The sequence below is a fragment of the Methylosinus sp. RM1 genome, assembly GCF_011378635.1.
Lineage (GTDB): Bacteria > Pseudomonadota > Alphaproteobacteria > Rhizobiales > Beijerinckiaceae > Methylosinus > Methylosinus sporium.
Genome location: NZ_WOVC01000007.1, coordinates 76,237 through 91,273, shown reverse-complemented (window position 1 = coordinate 91,273; position 15,037 = coordinate 76,237). Strand labels below are relative to the sequence as shown.

The following is a 15,037-nucleotide window of genomic DNA, read 5'->3' as shown; positions in this document are numbered from 1 at the left end:
CCCATCATTGCGTCGCTTACTTCAGATTGTTGAGCACTTGCATCACTTCCGACGCGACCTGAAACACTTGACTGTTCGCCGTGAAGGAGCGTTGCGCGACGATCATGTTCGACAATTGGGTCGCGAGATCGACAGTCGAGCCCTCGAGCGTGGATGACGCGATCGATCCCATGCTTCCGGAATTCGCATCGCCGAGATAGGCCACCCCCGAGTCCTTGGTGACGGCGAATATATTGCCGGATTGCGCTTGCAAATTGGTGGGGCTGGCGACCCTGGCGAGAGGGATTTTGCTCGCAGCCACCGACTGGTCATTGCCGAGCACATAGCTCAGCGTGCCGTCCTTCGAGATGTTGACGCTGGTGACCTGCGAAGCGGCGTTGCCATTGATCGTCGGATTGACGACAGAGAAGGAACTGCCGCGCTGCGTCATTGCGCTGAGATCGAGTGTGAGCGTGGAGCCATTGGGAACGTCGATCGAGGCGCTGGAGCCGCCGGTGAGGCTTCCGTCCGTCGAGGAGAAGGTGAGAGACTGCGTGGTGAGCGGACCAGACGAATAGGGGAAGCCGCCATCGGTCGCTGTCGACGCGTCGAACACCGACATTTCCCATTCATTGTCGGATGTCTTGGAGAAGTAGACATCGAGCGTGACGGCATTGCCGAGATTGTCATAGGCGGTAGCGGATGTCTTCTTTGAATAGGTAGAGGTCGAGGCGTTCGCCGAAGGGAGATCGGCGGCGCCGACTACATCGGCGGTCTGCGGAAGATTGGCGCTGAGCGTTCCTTCGGTGGATGGCGTGCTGATCGTCGTCCCATAGGGGATCGTGATCACCTGCAAGCCCGCGGGATCGGATGGCGCGGATGCCGCCGAGGCGCTGTAGCCCATGAGATAGTAGCCGGCCGTATTGTAGAGCCGGCCTTGCGTATCGGGAAGGAAGGAGCCTGCGCGCGTCAAATAGGTGTTGCCGCTCGCATCGCTCACGACGAAAAAGCCCTCGCCTGAGATAGCGAGATCGGTCGCCGATGTCGTGTTGAGCGTGCTGCCGGCTTTGGTGATTTCGATGACATTGCTCGCAGAGACGCCGCCGTCGATGTCGGCGCCGCCCTGCACGCTCGACAGAAGCGTCTGAAACTGCGTCGTCGCTTCCTTATAGCCGACGGTTCCCGAATTCGCGATGTTTTCCGCGACCGCGCTGAGCGCCGTGGTCTGCGCCGACATGCCCATAACCGACGTGTTGAAAAGCGCGCTCGCCGTCATCTGCCGTTCCTTCATATCCGTGAGACGTCGGGATTAGAAGTCTCAAAGCTTGCGTGAAGCTGTCGACTGCGCACGAATGGACCATGCGAGGAAAACGGTTAACCTTGAAATAATCTCGTTCTCATATCTTGCGACTGCCAGCGCGGGTTCTGCATTTCCAGGTTCGTTCGGCGCAACCGACAGAGGGACATTCGAGGTGAAGAGACGAGATGCGATCAAGCCACTGCTACATGGAGCGAAGGCGAACGAGATAAGCGCCGGCGCATGGCTTCGGCGGGTCACGTCTCGAATGCTTCCACGCGAAGGCGTCGTCACCTACTCGGTCGTCGTGGAAGAGCGGCCCTCCTTCGTCGAAAGGCGACGAGAAGCGCGGCGCCCGGTGCATTTGCAATCGGGCAAAATTCTCGATGGCGGCGAGCGCTTCCTCACAGAGTTTCTCTATAAGAACCGCACCGGCGGAGGAATCAGGCTGCGCCTCGCGCAGCGCGTCCCGCTCCCCCGCTCCATTCTTCTCTACGATGATCAGCAGGGAGCGCTGCTCGCTGCGAATGTGGTTTGGCAGAGCGGCGTCGACGCCGGCTGCCGGATGAGAGGGCGGTGGCCGCACAATGAGAAACTGCTCCTGCGAATGAGCGGTCCATACTATGCCGTTCAATGATCAGCGGGGCGGAGGCGTAAGCCTCACACCAGATTTGATTACTAATTTCTTAACGACCCGCCGTTCCTGGGAGACCTCCATATGCATCCGATCAATGAACTGAAGCAGCTCCGTGAGCAGATGATCGAACAGCTCACTCAGATACCCGAGTATCAGGCGTTGAAGGCTATGGAGCGGTTCATCGGCGAGCTGTCGAACATCTATGAGGGCGCCAACGCTCCCGCGCAGAACGAGGCCTCCCTTCACAAGGCGACAGTGGCCGCGCTCGACAGCCGCCACAAGAACGACGTTTCGAGCGGGTCTCCGCGCGTCACTCCTTATATCCCAGCGCATCGCGTGGCCTGATCCGTTTTTTTGGGCGATGCGCCGAGCGCTCGGCGCATCGGCGTGTCCCATATCGCGGAGCGCTCGCTTACGGCGGGCGTTCCTCGCTCGCTAATGAAGATTTAACCGCCCATCGCTAGGCTGAAAGCATATCGGGTTGGCCAAACGCGTTCGAGCGTCGGTCAAAAGCATGACGCTGCCTCGATATGCCGGCGATCCGGCATGTCCCCGTCGGGGCGCCTCCCTCCACACGATCAGTCGAACCCGCGCGACGCCGCTCTTTGCGAAAGAGCCGTGTGCGCACGACGAGACATCTCGTCCTTTCGCCTGTCCGAGGAATCGAGAGGTCGCACGCTGCGACGGAGCCCGGTCGTCTTTACATCAGCAGCGAGGGCAGAGCGGTGAAATTCTACGCGACTCTTTTTCCGCCCGTCATCGGGATGGCGATCGGACCGCTCGTGTCGCTCGGTCCTCACACGCTGCTGAGCGGCGCCGCCTTCGATCCTCTTTGGGGAGCCGCCGGAGCGGGCGTCACGCTTCTCGGCGCCGTCGGCGCCTACCGCGCGATTGCGAGCCGCGTGGCCAGTCCCGCGGCGCAAATCGTCGCCTCGCTCGATCGAATTCGCAGCGGCGATATAGAAACGCCGATCGCGCCGGGCGGCAAAGGCGGCGAGCTCGACGCCGCTTTCGACGCGTTGGAAAAGCTTCGCGCCGCATTGCAGGACGACACGCGTCGACGCGCCGAGGCGGAGAGCGCCGAGCGGCGTGCGGCCGACGAAAGGCGCATAGCGCGCGACGCCGAGTCGCGCGGCTATATCGATGCGCATGAATTCTTCATGAAATCCTTCACCGAAGGCTTGGAGCGCCTCGCCGCGGGCGGTCTCGCGCATCGGCTCGACGCTCCATTTTCCGCGGATTACGAGAAAATCCGACACTGCTACAATTTGGCGGTCGATAGGCTGCGCGGCGCCTTTGTGGATATAATGGACCATATCGACGGTCTGACGTCGCGAACGCGGGAAATCGCCGGCGCGGCCGATGCGCTGGCGCAGCGCACAGAGCAACAGGCGGCGAGCCTCGAGCAGACATCCGCGGCGCTCGAAGAAATCACCTCCACGGTTCACAAGACCTCCGATGGAGCGCAGCGCGCCGCCGGCGTCGTGTCCGAAGCTCAGGCCGATGCGACGCGCAGCAGCGAAATCGTGCGCAATGCGATCGAGGCGATGGGGCGGATCGAGACGTCCTCGCGCCAGATCGGCCAGATCATCGGCGTGATCGACGAGATTGCGTTTCAGACCAATCTCCTCGCCTTGAACGCCGGCGTCGAGGCGGCGCGGGCGGGGGAAGCCGGACGCGGATTCGCCGTCGTCGCCTCCGAAGTGCGCGCGCTCGCGCAGCGTTCCGCGGAAGCGGCGCGCGAGATCAAGAGCCTCATTTCGACATCATCCTCTCAAGTCGAAGACGGCGTCGCTCTGGTCGCGCAGACCGGCAAGTCGCTCGGTCGCATCGTCGATCAGGTAGTGGAGGCGAACAAGGTCGTCGTCGAAATCGCCAATGGCGCGCGCGAGCAGGCGACGGGCCTCGCCGAGGTCAATACGGCTGTCGCGCAAATGGATCAATTCACGCAGCAGAACGCCGCAATGGTCGAGGAGACCACGGCTGCGAGCCATGGCCTGAAAAGCGACATAGAGCGGCTGTCGATATCGGTCGCCGCGTTCGATCTCGGCGAGCGCCCAGAATCTGGCGCCGGCGCCGTGAAGCGGATGAAGCCGCAATCGGCGAGCAAAGCGTCGCCGCAGCGGCGTGTCGCGACGCGTGGCGCAGCGCTTCCGAAGGAGCAGGCGACGCCGATCGAAGAGGGCTGGGAGGAGTTTTGATCATGGCCGAGGCATTTTCCCGCGTGGCGACGAGCGAGGCGAAGGAATTCATCGCCTTTCATATCGGCGCGCAGACATTCTGCATCGACATTATGGCGGTTCGCGAAATCCGCGGCTGGACGCCGGCGACGCCTTTGCCACATGCGCCGAACTTCGTGCGCGGCGTCATCAATCTGCGCGGCGCCGTGCTGCCGGTCGTCGATCTCGCCACGCGCCTCGGCCTGACGCAGAGCGAGCCGACCGCGCGCCATGCGGTCATCGTGGTGCAATCGGCCGGTCAGATCGTCGGCCTTCTCGTCGACGCAGTGTCGAATATTTTGACGTTGACGCCCGACGCGATCCAGCCGACCCCGGAAGTCGCCTCGGAAATCGCGCGGACTTTCGTGAAGGGCGTCGTCGCCGCGGGTGACGAGATGATCAGCGTGCTGACCATCCAGAATCTCCTGCCGGAGCCGGTTCTCGACGCGGCGTGAGCTCGAGCCGGCGCCCCTCCCGCAACGACATCGAGACGAGCCCATGATCATTGTCCGTCTACCCGAAATCCTCGACATACGCGCGGCCTCTCCGCTCGCCGCGGAGCTTCTTCATGCGCGCGGCAATCCGCTCACCATCGACGCATCCGACGTCGCCAAGGTCGGCACACAGTGCATTCAAGTGCTGCTGTCCGCACATGCCACCTGGACTGCGGACGGCTTGCCGCTGAACGTCGCGCATCCATCCGAGACTCTGCTCGACGCCCTGGAGACGCTCGGCATTCCCTTCACCAAAATTTCCGAACAGGAAAGCACGAAATGAGCAAGACCATTCTGACCGTCGACGATTCTCGAACCATGCGCGAAATGCTGATGCTCGCGCTCTCCGAGGCGGGCTTCAGCGTCGTGCAGGCAGAGGACGGCGTGCATGGGCTCGAAGTGCTCGAGAAGGCGACGCCCGATGTGATCGTCACCGATATAAACATGCCGCGCATGGATGGTTTCGGATTCATCGAAGGCGTGCGCCGGCACGAGAAGCATCGCGGCGTTCCGATTCTCGTGCTGACGACCGAGAGCGACGGCGAGAAGAAGGACCGCGCGCGCAGAGCCGGCGCGACCGGCTGGATCGTCAAGCCGTTCAATCCCGTGAAGCTCGTCGACGCGATTCGTCGCGTGGCCGTTTGAGAACGTAGCCTTGTAAGGGAGTGCGCCCGTGGATCCGATGGCCGCCATCAAGCAGACATTCTTTCAAGAATGCGAGGAGCAACTCGTCGAATTGGAGAGCGGACTGCTGCGAATGGAGGACGGCGACGACGATCTCGAGACCGTCAACGCCGTGTTTCGCGCCGTCCACTCGATCAAAGGCGGCGCGGGCGCCTTCGGCTTCGACGAACTCGTCGAATTCGTCCATGTCTTCGAGACCACGCTCGATCTCATACGCTCCGCCAAGCTCGCCGCGACGCCGGCGGTGACAAAGACGCTGCTTCGCGCGTCCGATGTGCTCGCCGATCTCGTTCGCGCTGCGCGTGAAGGCGGCAGCGCCGACGCCGGCGCCGTGAAAATCATCGCCGACGAGCTCAGCGCGCTGCTCGGCGGCGCGCCGCGGCAGGACGACGACGGCAAGGTCAGCGTCGACTCTCTCGACTTCGAGCCTGTCTGCATCTCGCTCGACTCGATTTTCGACATCGGCGAGCCCGAAGCCCCCGCGACGCAGGATTTCATCCTGCGCTTCAAGCCGGCCGTCGGACTCTACGCCAAGGCCAATGAAACGCTGCGCCTGCTGCGCGAGCTCGGCCGGCTCGGCGAGACGACCGTCGAATGCGACACGACCGAGATTCCGCTGTTGACCGAGCTCGATCCCGAAGGCGCTTATCTCTGCTGGACAATCCATCTGACGACGAGCGCGCCCGAACAGCAAGTACGCGGGATATTCGAATTCGTCGAGTGGGATTGCGAGCTTTCGGTGGAAACGGCCGATGTCGGCAAGCTGCTCGAGGCTTTGCAGGAGTCGCTCGAGCCGCATGAGGCGCCGCCAGCGCCGATCGCCGTCGCGGAGCTGCGGGATACCAGCGTCGCCACCGATCCCGCGCCGACCTCCTTCGCCGCGCCGAGCGACGATCATCCCGTCGCCGCCAGGGCGGAAGCGGCCAAAGGCGAGGGCTCCGGCGCGGTTCAGGCGACGATCCGCGTCGATCTCGATCGCGTCGATCGCCTCATCAATCTCGTCGGCGAACTGGTCATCAATCAAGCGATGCTGTCGCAGCGCGTGTCCGAGGCCGGCCTCTCGCGCGCCTCTTCCGTCGCGATCGGACTCGACGAGCTCGAGCAGCTGACGCGCGATATTCAGGACAGCGTGATGGCGATCCGCGCGCAACCGGTGAAGCCCGTGTTTCAGCGCATGTCGCGCACTGTGCGCGAGGTCGCGTCCATGACCGGAAAGTCGGTGCGGCTCGTCATGGACGGCGAGACGACCGAAGTCGACAAGACCGTCGTCGAGCGTCTGACCGATCCGCTCACACATATGATTCGCAACGCCGTCGATCACGGAATCGAAAAGGCGGAAGACAGAATCGCCGCCGGCAAGCCCGAGGAAGGCTCGCTGCGCCTCTCGGCGACGCATCGCTCCGGCCGCATCGTGATCGAGGTCGCCGACGACGGCGCCGGCATCAATCGCGCGCGCGTGCGCCAGATCGCCGTCGACAAGGGCCTCATTCCGGCGGAAGCCAATCTCACCGACGACGAGATCGACAATCTCATCTTTCTTCCCGGCTTCTCCACCGCCTCCTCCATCTCCAACATCTCCGGCCGCGGCGTCGGCATGGATGTGGTCAAGCGCGCGATCCAGGCGCTCGGCGGCCGCATCTCCATCTCTTCGGTTCCCGGACGCGGCTCGACCTTCTCGATGAGCCTTCCGCTCACGCTCGCCGTTCTCGACGGAATGGTCGTCACTGTCGGCGGCCAGACCCTGGTCGTTCCACTGACTGCGATCATCGAGACTCTGCAGCCCAAGAAGGAGAGCGTGCACGAGCTCGGCAGCGGCGCGCGCGTCATCGCCACGCGCAATACATTCACCCCGCTGATCGATGTCGGCGCCGTGCTGCTCTACCGCGACGAGCCGATCGAGCCGACGTCGCAGGTCGCGCTTCTCGTCGAGTCGGAGAGCGGCGCCAAATGCGCATTGCTCGTCGACGCCATCCAGGGCCAGCGGCAGGTGGTGATCAAGAGCCTCGAGACCAATTACGGCCATGTTCACGGCATTGCGGCGGCGACGATATTGGGCGACGGCCGCGTCGCTCTCATCCTCGATGTCGATGCGATCGTCGCACGCCCGCGCGCCGATATGATCGTCGCCGACATGCCCGCTGCGGCCGAATAAAGTGTTTTTTGGACGCCGGCGCGTGGAATGCGCGACATGACAAAAGCCGAAGTCTTTCCTCGTCTCGCGAGAGCGCGGAAAGACTGGAGGCCGCCCCGCCATCGACATCGCGCCCCGCCTCGAGAGGGGCCCACGACAAAAAGAACGTAAGCAGCCGCATGAAAAACCGCCACTTCGCCACGGCTCCGCTCGTCCCTGGGGAATTTCTGCTGACGCAGGAGGATTTCCGCCGGATCGCCTCGATTCTGCACGAGGACGCCGGCATCTATCTGCCGGACTCCAAAGCCACGCTGGTCTATTCGCGCCTGGCCAAGCGGCTGCGCAGCCTCGGGCTCGAGAATTTTCGCGACTATTGCGCGCTCATCGTCAGCGATGACGGCGTCGACGAACGCCAGAAAATGATGGCCGCGCTCACCACCAATGTCACGCGCTTCTTCCGCGAGCCGCATCACTTCAAGCATCTCGAGGAAAATGTCCTCGCCAAGCGCGCGGCCGCGGTGCGCAAAGGCGCGCGTCTGCGCATCTGGTCGGCGGCCTGCTCCAATGGCCAGGAGCCCTACTCCATCGCCATGTCGATCCTCTCCGTCATACCAGAGGCGGCGGAGCTCGATGTCAAGGTTCTGGCGACGGACATAGATCCGAACATGGTCGCCGCCGGCGCCAATGGCGTCTACGGCCGCGATGTCATCGAGGCGGTGCCCACGCAACTGCGCAGCCGCTGGTTCACGCCGCTCGGCGGCGGTCGCGACGAATGGGGCGTGACGGAGGAGCTCGCTTCGCTCGTCTCCTTCCGCGAGCTCAATCTCATCGGCCATTGGCCGATGACGGGACGTTTCGACGCCATCTTCTGCCGCAACGTCGTGATCTATTTCGAAGAGAAAACGCAAGAAAACATTTGGAGCCGCTTCGTTCCGCTCTTCAATCCGGACGGGCGGCTCTACATCGGCCATTCCGAACGCGTTTCGGGCGCGGCCGCATCCGCCTTCGAATATGACGGCGTCACCACTTATCGGCTTCGGTCCAGAGGAAATTCGTAAGATGGCTGTTCGTGTGCTGATCGTCGACGATTCCCCAACCATGCGCGGCCTCATCGCAGCGACGCTCTGTCGGGATCCTGCAATCTCCGTCGTCGGCGAGGCGGCCGATCCACTCGAGGCGCGCCAGGCCATCAAGACCCTCGATCCGGATGTGGTGACGCTCGACGTCGAAATGCCGAATATGAACGGACTCGATTTTCTCGAGAAGATCATGCGGCTGCGCCCGACGCGCGTGATCATGGTCTCGACGATGACGGAGCGCGGCGCCGCGACGACGATCAAGGCGCTCGAGATCGGCGCCTTCGACTGCGTCGCCAAGCCTTCGTCCAAGGATCCGCGCTCTTTCGACGAGCTGCCCGCGAAGATCAAGGCGATCGCGGCCACGCCTATCGGCCGCTACGAGCCGCATCGCGCCGAGCCGATCCGCGTCGAGCCGGCGGCGCTGCGTCGCGAGCCGCAGTCCGCGGCGTCACGCTATTCGCCTGACGGGCGATTGGTCGCGATCGGCTCCTCCACCGGAGGCGTCGAGGCGTTGCTCACGATTCTCTCGCAGTTCCCGGAAAATTGTCCGCCCACGGTCGTCACGCAGCACATGCCGCCCGTGTTCACGGCGAGCTTCGCCGCGCGTCTCGATCGCATGTGCAAGCCGCAGGTCGCGGAAGCCGTGGACGGCGCGCAGATCCTGCCCGGCCGAGTCTATCTCGCGCCCGGCGGCGCCGCTCATCTCGAAGTGGTGAAGCATGTCGGCGGCTATCGCTGCCGCCTCACCAATACGGAAGCGGTCAACGGCCATCGTCCCTCCGTCGACGTTCTGTTCAACTCCGTCGCGCAATGCGCCGGCCGCAACGCGCTCGGCGTGATCCTCACCGGCATGGGCCGCGACGGCGCGCAAGGCTTGCTCGCATTGCGCGATGCGGGCGCCGAGACAATCGGCCAGGACGAGGCGAGCTCGCTCGTCTATGGAATGCCGAAGGCGGCCTTCGAGATCGGCGGCGTCGCCAAGCAGCTCACGCTGCAGCGCATCGCCGCGCACATACTCACTTCGACGAACCAGTAAAAGCAAGGGGGGAATCCATGTCCATCGCCGCCCAATTGAGAGTCTTGATCGTGGACGACACGAGCACGAGCCGTATGCTCATTCGCGACGGCCTCGAGGAGCTCGGCGTGCGCAATATCTTCTTCGCCGGCGACGGCGAGCAGGCCCTGCAATTCATGATGGCCACTCCCGCGCATCTCGTCATCTCCGACTTCAACATGCCCAAGCTCGACGGCCTCGGCCTCCTGAAGGCGATCCGCAATTACAATCCCACCAAGAAAGTGCCGTTCATCATGCTCACCGGGCGCGCCGACAAGGCGCTGCTCGAGAATGCGGTGAAGCTCGGCGTCAACAACTTCCTCACCAAGCCCTTCACCGTTCCGGCTCTGAAAAAAGCGCTCGAAGCGATCATCGGCAAACTCGCGTGATTCGAATGAACGCCGGCACGAAGCGAATACACATCATCCAGGGCGAGTATCGGGTGATCGACGATCCGAGCGTCGTCATCGCGACAGTTCTCGGCTCTTGCGTCGCCGCCTGTATCAGGGACGCGGATGCCGGCGTCGGAGGAATGAATCATTTTCTGCTGCCCGGCGATTTCACCTCGTCGCGCAATGGCGAGGCCGAACGCTATGGCGTTCATCTCATGGAGCTGCTCGTCAACGGCCTCTTGAAGAAGGGCGCGCGGCGCGACCGACTCGAAGGCAAGCTGTTCGGCGGCGCGCGCATGATGGAAGGGCTCTCCGACATCGGCGCGAGAAACGCCGAATTCGCGAAGCGGTTTTTGCAGAACGAAGGCATTCGCCTCGTGGCCGAGCATCTCGGCGGCGACCGCGGCCGACGCGTCGAATATGAGCCGGTGTCCGGCCGCGCCAGGCAGAGCCTTCTCTCCGGCCCGACGCCGCAGACCGTGTCGGCGCCGGCAGTCATGCCGAAACTGCCGGCGGCGGGCTCACTGGAGCTGTTCTGATGACGGAGCCGAAGACGACCTCGCCCTGCGGCGCGAATGAGCGAGCCCAACCGCTCGTCGAGGTCCTCTCGCGGCTGGCGGCGGAGCTGCGCAACACGGCCAAGGAGACGGATCGTCTCCATTGTCTCGTCGACGGCGTACAATGGAGCAATGTGGAGGAGAAGCACGAGCTCATCCACTCGGCGCAGGCGATCGACGCGATCGAGCAGACGCTCTCGGCCCTCTCCGATTTCGTCTCGGCGCTCGCAGAGCTCGCGCCGGCCGATTGGGAAATCGCCGGCGGAATTGCGTCGCGCAGCGTCAAGCTCGCAGAGCTCGCCGCGCGTCTCGGCGATCACGCGGACGATGGGCGAACGGATCACCCGGCCGGCGAAATGGAATTTTTCTGAACGCCGTCGGAGCGTTCACTCTTCCGCGGCCAGCAGATCACGTAGCTTGCGGCTTCGCGCCCATTGGGCGACATCCTCGGCGACATCCTTGAACGCGGCGACATCGGCGGGCTCATGCGCGCGCTCGGCGGCCGTCTCCATCAGCCCGGCGGCGACCGAGAGCAGCACCGTCGCAGAGGCGCGCAGAAATGTCGGGGCATCCCCCTTTGCGTCGTCCACCTCCGCCAGCAGGCGATTGACGATCCCGCGCAGCTCGTAATCGAGCGTCTCCAATTCGCGACGCAGCTGCGCGTCGAGATCGCGGCATTCGGCGATGGAATAGGGACGCAGGCCGCCAGCAGCGCCAGGCTCTCCGTCACCGTCCGGGGAAGACGGTCGATCGACACGCGTCACGGCGACCTCCAATCGCAGACCGGCGATAGCCGCTCTTTTCGAGCCCTATCGTAACGCCTCGCTGGAATCAATCCAGAGGACAACTCATCGTTGTGGCGGCGTCGCCGCTTCGCCTCGCTGCGTCTCCTCATCGGAAATCGGGTCCGCAGCGCTGCGCGTCCATTTGCGCGTTGACTGCGTGCAGCTCGCCTTTGAGCCGCGCGATCTGAGGCTCCCGGTCGGCGTCGAAGGGCGTTCCCATCGGCGTCGGCACGCCGAATGTGCGCGTGCGATCATCGGCGGCCAGCTGATCCTGCGCGGAGCCGGCGAAAATCAGCGCCTGCGCGATGCGCGCGCGCCGCGCGACGAGCTGCGGGCAATCGGCCCCGATGAAGAGTCCCGGATCGACCGGCGCCGGCTCTATTTCCCGCGTCGGCTTGGCGCAGGCCGCGAGGCCGAAGGCGGCGGCGACCGCGAGAGCCGGCGAAAGCGCCCGACAGTGGATCTGAAATTGTCTCTTATGGCTCATTTCTCACGATATCCCGCGGCGGTCGCTCAGAAGTCCGTCCAGGCTCTGCTGCGACGATCGCTCGCGCCGACGCGCCGGTCCAGCGGTTCTATGCGCCGCGTCGGGAGCTCTTCGCGCTCGGAAGCGACGAGGCGAGGCCCGCTCGCACGGGGCGCCGCGACCACGCCCTCCCGGGCGATGCGGAAGCGCGAGATCAATTCGATGAGCTGTCGCGTCTTCTCGCTGAGGCCATGGCTGACGGCGGTGGTCTGCTCCGCCATCGCCGCATTCTGCTGCGTGATCAAATCCATCTGGCGGACGGTTCCATTCACCTCGTTGAGCGCCGCCGCCTGCTGGCGCGCGCGATCGGCGATCTCCGCCACCACGCCATTGACGCGCGCGACCTCCTCGACGATATGCGACAGCGCTTCGCCGGCGCCGCCGACGAGCGAGACGCCGCGGCCGATCTGCGCGTTGGACACGGAGATCAACGTGTCGATCTCCTTGGCGGCCTTGGCGCTGCGGCGCGCGAGATCACGGATTTCGGCGGCCACCACGGCGAAGCCGCGTCCCGCTTCGCCGGCGCGCGCGGCTTCCACGCCCGCATTCAGGGCCAGAAGATTGGTCTGCGTCGCGATCGAGTCGATGACGCCGATGATCTGCGCGATCTTCTTGGACGATTGCTCGATATCGCCCATGGCGCCGATCGCCTGGCGCACGATGCCGCCGCTCGCCTGCGCCTCCGTGCTCATATCGGAGACGATCTGGCGCGCATTCCCGGCGTCCTCCGCCGTCCGCGTGACTGTCTCCGTGATCTGCGCGAGCGCCGCGGCCGTCTCCTCGAGATTGGCGGCCTGGCTCTCCGTGCGCCGCGACAGATCGTCGGCCGCGGCCACGGTCTCCTGCATTCCGGCGCCGAGCAGCTTGGTGCTCTCCGCCATTTCGCCGATCGCCTCGGACAATTGGCCGACGGCGGTGTTGAAGTCTATCTGCAGCCGCCGATAGGCGCCGGGGACCTCGTCGGTCAGCCGCGAGGTCAAATCCTTCTCGGCGATTCTGGCGAGCCCGTCGCCCAGCAGCTGGACGATGCGCGCCTGTGCGGCGTTCGCTTCGGCGATCAGGCTCTCATCGGCCCGATGGTCGAGAATGACCTGACGAAGATTGACGAAAGCGTCGGCGAGGCGCCGCACACTATCGGCGCATTCGTCGATCTCGAGACGGTAGGATGTGTCGCCGTCGGCGAGCCGGCGGATCGCTTCGGTCACAACGGCGAGCGGCTGCACCACGCGCGTGCGAATTGCGACGCCGCCCAGAATGCACAGAAGCGCGATGAGGGCCGGACCGACAAAGAGCGCCGCCAATCTCGGGTCACGCGCCGTCACCCAGTCGCTGCCGTCGGCGAAGAGGCGCCAGCTCACGACGGCCTGCGCGAATGCGATCGCCGCGATGACGGACAGCAGCACGGCCGACCGTAGGCGCAATCCCCTCGGAACAAAATCGCGCAAGCTGTTCACCCTCTAAATTCCCGCGCCCACCCGCAACGAATGGTGGATCGCGACGCGTCGCGACGGGCCGGATCGCAGAGGCGAGCGCCGCTCCGGGGGCGCCGCCCGGCCGAACGGAATGCTGAACCGCCGCCAGACAGTAATGGCAGAGGCCACGTTAAGTTAAGGTTAATAGAAACCTATTGCGCGCCGGCGAGCGCGGCGGCGCGCGTCTGCGCGAGCGCTTTCTCGATCTCGGGAAGCAGCGTCTCTTCCAGAGCCTGCCGGGTCAAAGGCCCGACGTATTTATAGGCGATGGCGCCATCGCCGCGGATGACGAAAGTCTCCGGCACGCCATAGACGCCGAAATCGATCGCCACGCGGCCGGCGAGATCGACGCCGATGGAGGCGTAAGGATTGCCGACGTCCTCGAGGAAGCGCAGCGCATTGGCGGGCTCGTCCTTATAGGCGAGGCCGGCGAGCGTCACGCCTTTGCCGGCGAGAGCGGGATCCTTGGCGAGCGCCAGCAATTGCGCATGTTCCGCCCGGCAGGGCGCGCACCAGGAGGCGAACACATTCACCACACTCACATGGCCTTTGCGCAGATCATCGCCGACGAGGCCGCCGACGCCGGCGAGCCCCGGCAAGGCGGGAAGCGCGAATTGCGGCGCCTGCTTGCCGATGAGCGCCGAGGGCAGACGCGACGCGTCGCCCGCGAACAGCCGCGCCAGGAAGAGAAGGGCGAGAGCCGCGAAAACGGCCAGCGGCAGGAACAGCGCCAGCCGGCCGCGCGGCGCGTCTTGCGCGCTCATAGCGTCTCCTCGCGAGCGCCGGCGGTCTTCTCCAGTCGCGCCAGCTCGGCGGAAAGACGTCTGTTCTCGAGCAGAATGCGCGCCAGCAGGACGAGCACCGTCGCCGCCGTCACCCCATAGGCCAACAGAATATAACCCCAATGTTCGTCGGTCACTGCGCCGGCTCCAGCAATTCCGCAGCCCCGCCCTCTTCTCCGGCGGCGGCCGCCTGCAGCGTCAGCCGCGCGACGCGGCGACGCAAAATCTCATTGCGGATCGCCATCAGATGCAGGGCGAGAAACAGCGCCGTTGCGCCGAGCGCCATGATCAGCAGCGGCCACAGCATGGCGGCGGCGATGGTCGGTCCGCCGGCGCGCAGCACAGAGGCCGGCTGATGCAGCGTGTTCCACCAATCGACCGAGAATTTGATGATCGGAATATCGACGAAGCCGACCAGAGTCATGATCGCCGCTATGCGCGCCCCCCGCGGGGAGTCTTCCATCGTCTGACGCAGCGCGATCAGGCCGAGATAGAGCAGGAAGAGGATCAGCATGGAGGTGAGACGCGCGTCCCACACCCAATAGGTCCCCCACATGGGCTTGCCCCACAGCGAGCCCGTCACCAGACAGATGAAGGTGAAGGCCGCGCCGAGCGTGGCGGCGGTCTTTTGCGCGGCGTCGGCCAGCGGATGACGCCAGACCAGCACGCCGAGCGAGGCCGATGTCATGACCATATAGGCGAACATTGCGAGCCAGGCGGCCGGCACGTGGATATACATGATCTTGACCGTCTCGCCCTGCTGATAATCAGCGGGCGAGACGAAGAAGACGAGATAGAGGCCGAGGCCCGAGAGCAGAGCGCTCGCCGCGCCGAGCCAGGGCAGGACGCGCCGCGTCAGCCGCAGAAAGACGGCGGGATTGGCGAGAGACGAAAACGCGATCATGACGGCCTGCGCAAACGAGACGCGACGGGCGGAGAGGGAAACGCC

19 protein-coding genes are annotated in these 15,037 nt (G+C 64.5%); 12 read left to right on the top strand and 7 right to left on the bottom strand.

The genetic code is table 11. The features are described 5' to 3' along the window. Nucleotides 1–16: 16 nt before the first annotated feature. Nucleotides 17–1,255, bottom strand: a complete 1,239-nt coding sequence (locus FMZ75_RS06775) for a flagellar hook protein FlgE (protein WP_166141793.1) — start codon at nt 1,253–1,255, stop codon at nt 17–19. 289 nt (nt 1,256–1,544) lie between these two features. On the opposite strand from FMZ75_RS06775, the gene FMZ75_RS06770 reads away from it, so the two are divergent. The 12 genes from FMZ75_RS06770 (at nt 1,545) to FMZ75_RS06715 (ending at nt 10,894) form a co-directional block, all read left to right on the top strand. Beyond that, complete coding sequence (locus FMZ75_RS06770; protein ID WP_108916849.1) at nt 1,545–1,913, top strand: hypothetical protein; 369 nt, start codon at nt 1,545–1,547, stop codon at nt 1,911–1,913. Nucleotides 1,914–1,994: 81 nt separating this feature from the next. Further along, nucleotides 1,995–2,258 carry a hypothetical protein gene (locus FMZ75_RS06765; RefSeq protein ID WP_108916850.1) on the top strand — a complete coding sequence of 88 codons (264 nt, stop codon included), beginning with the start codon at nt 1,995–1,997 and terminating at the stop codon, nt 2,256–2,258. 380 nt (nt 2,259–2,638) lie between these two features. Beyond that, nucleotides 2,639–4,114, top strand: coding sequence for a methyl-accepting chemotaxis protein (locus FMZ75_RS06760; protein ID WP_370464679.1), 1,476 nt, complete (start codon nt 2,639–2,641; stop codon nt 4,112–4,114). A 2-nt stretch (nt 4,115–4,116) separates the two neighbouring features. Continuing rightward, nucleotides 4,117–4,587, top strand: a complete 471-nt coding sequence (locus FMZ75_RS06755) for a chemotaxis protein CheW (RefSeq protein ID WP_108916851.1) — start codon at nt 4,117–4,119, stop codon at nt 4,585–4,587. Nucleotides 4,588–4,630: 43 nt separating this feature from the next. Further along, nucleotides 4,631–4,909: an STAS domain-containing protein gene (locus FMZ75_RS06750; RefSeq protein ID WP_166141792.1), complete on the top strand. Its 279-nt coding sequence runs from the start codon at nt 4,631–4,633 to the stop codon at nt 4,907–4,909. Beyond that, nucleotides 4,906–5,271, top strand: a complete 366-nt coding sequence (locus tag FMZ75_RS06745; RefSeq protein ID WP_108916853.1) for a response regulator — start codon at nt 4,906–4,908, stop codon at nt 5,269–5,271. Before FMZ75_RS06750 ends, FMZ75_RS06745 begins: the two co-directional genes overlap by 4 nt. A gap of 37 nt (nt 5,272–5,308) precedes the next feature. Further along, nucleotides 5,309–7,462, top strand: coding sequence for a chemotaxis protein CheA (locus FMZ75_RS06740; RefSeq protein WP_207783327.1), 2,154 nt, complete (start codon nt 5,309–5,311; stop codon nt 7,460–7,462). Between the two features lie 158 nt (nt 7,463–7,620). Next, a complete protein-coding gene (locus FMZ75_RS06735) occupies nt 7,621–8,499 on the top strand; it encodes a protein-glutamate O-methyltransferase CheR (RefSeq protein ID WP_108916854.1) in 879 nt (292 codons plus the stop codon). A gap of 1 nt (nt 8,500) precedes the next feature. Further along, on the top strand, nt 8,501–9,556 hold the full coding sequence (locus FMZ75_RS06730; RefSeq protein ID WP_108916855.1) for a chemotaxis response regulator protein-glutamate methylesterase: 1,056 nt from the start codon (nt 8,501–8,503) through the stop codon (nt 9,554–9,556). 17 nt (nt 9,557–9,573) lie between these two features. After that, nucleotides 9,574–9,963 carry a response regulator gene (locus FMZ75_RS06725; RefSeq protein WP_108916856.1) on the top strand — a complete coding sequence of 130 codons (390 nt, stop codon included), beginning with the start codon at nt 9,574–9,576 and terminating at the stop codon, nt 9,961–9,963. Continuing rightward, on the top strand, nt 9,963–10,505 hold the full coding sequence (locus FMZ75_RS06720) for a chemotaxis protein CheD (RefSeq protein ID WP_370464683.1): 543 nt from the start codon (nt 9,963–9,965) through the stop codon (nt 10,503–10,505). Before FMZ75_RS06725 ends, FMZ75_RS06720 begins: the two co-directional genes overlap by 1 nt. Beyond that, on the top strand, nt 10,505–10,894 hold the full coding sequence (locus FMZ75_RS06715) for a hypothetical protein (RefSeq protein ID WP_108916858.1): 390 nt from the start codon (nt 10,505–10,507) through the stop codon (nt 10,892–10,894). Before FMZ75_RS06720 ends, FMZ75_RS06715 begins: the two co-directional genes overlap by 1 nt. Before the next feature lie 15 nt (nt 10,895–10,909). On the opposite strand, the gene FMZ75_RS06710 is transcribed toward FMZ75_RS06715, so the two are convergent. The 6 genes from FMZ75_RS06710 to FMZ75_RS06685 form a co-directional block, all read right to left on the bottom strand. Further along, nucleotides 10,910–11,287 (bottom strand): hypothetical protein, encoded by a 378-nt coding sequence (locus FMZ75_RS06710; RefSeq protein WP_166141790.1) that lies wholly within the window; start codon nt 11,285–11,287, stop codon nt 10,910–10,912. 127 nt (nt 11,288–11,414) lie between these two features. Next, nucleotides 11,415–11,795 (bottom strand): hypothetical protein, encoded by a 381-nt coding sequence (locus tag FMZ75_RS06705; protein ID WP_166141789.1) that lies wholly within the window; start codon nt 11,793–11,795, stop codon nt 11,415–11,417. Between the two features lie 26 nt (nt 11,796–11,821). After that, the gene (locus FMZ75_RS06700; protein ID WP_370464678.1) at nt 11,822–13,288 is read right to left on the bottom strand and encodes a methyl-accepting chemotaxis protein; all 1,467 of its coding nucleotides are present in this window, start codon (nt 13,286–13,288) and stop codon (nt 11,822–11,824) included. A gap of 170 nt (nt 13,289–13,458) precedes the next feature. Next, nucleotides 13,459–14,070 (bottom strand): DsbE family thiol:disulfide interchange protein, encoded by a 612-nt coding sequence (locus tag FMZ75_RS06695; protein WP_142862233.1) that lies wholly within the window; start codon nt 14,068–14,070, stop codon nt 13,459–13,461. Continuing rightward, nucleotides 14,067–14,225 (bottom strand): heme exporter protein CcmD, encoded by a 159-nt coding sequence (gene ccmD / locus FMZ75_RS06690; protein WP_108916863.1) that lies wholly within the window; start codon nt 14,223–14,225, stop codon nt 14,067–14,069. The genes FMZ75_RS06695 and ccmD overlap by 4 nt, the downstream gene beginning before the upstream one ends. After that, on the bottom strand, nt 14,222–14,992 hold the full coding sequence (locus FMZ75_RS06685) for a heme ABC transporter permease (RefSeq protein ID WP_142862232.1): 771 nt from the start codon (nt 14,990–14,992) through the stop codon (nt 14,222–14,224). Before FMZ75_RS06685 ends, ccmD begins: the two co-directional genes overlap by 4 nt. Nucleotides 14,993–15,037 lie beyond the last annotated feature (45 nt).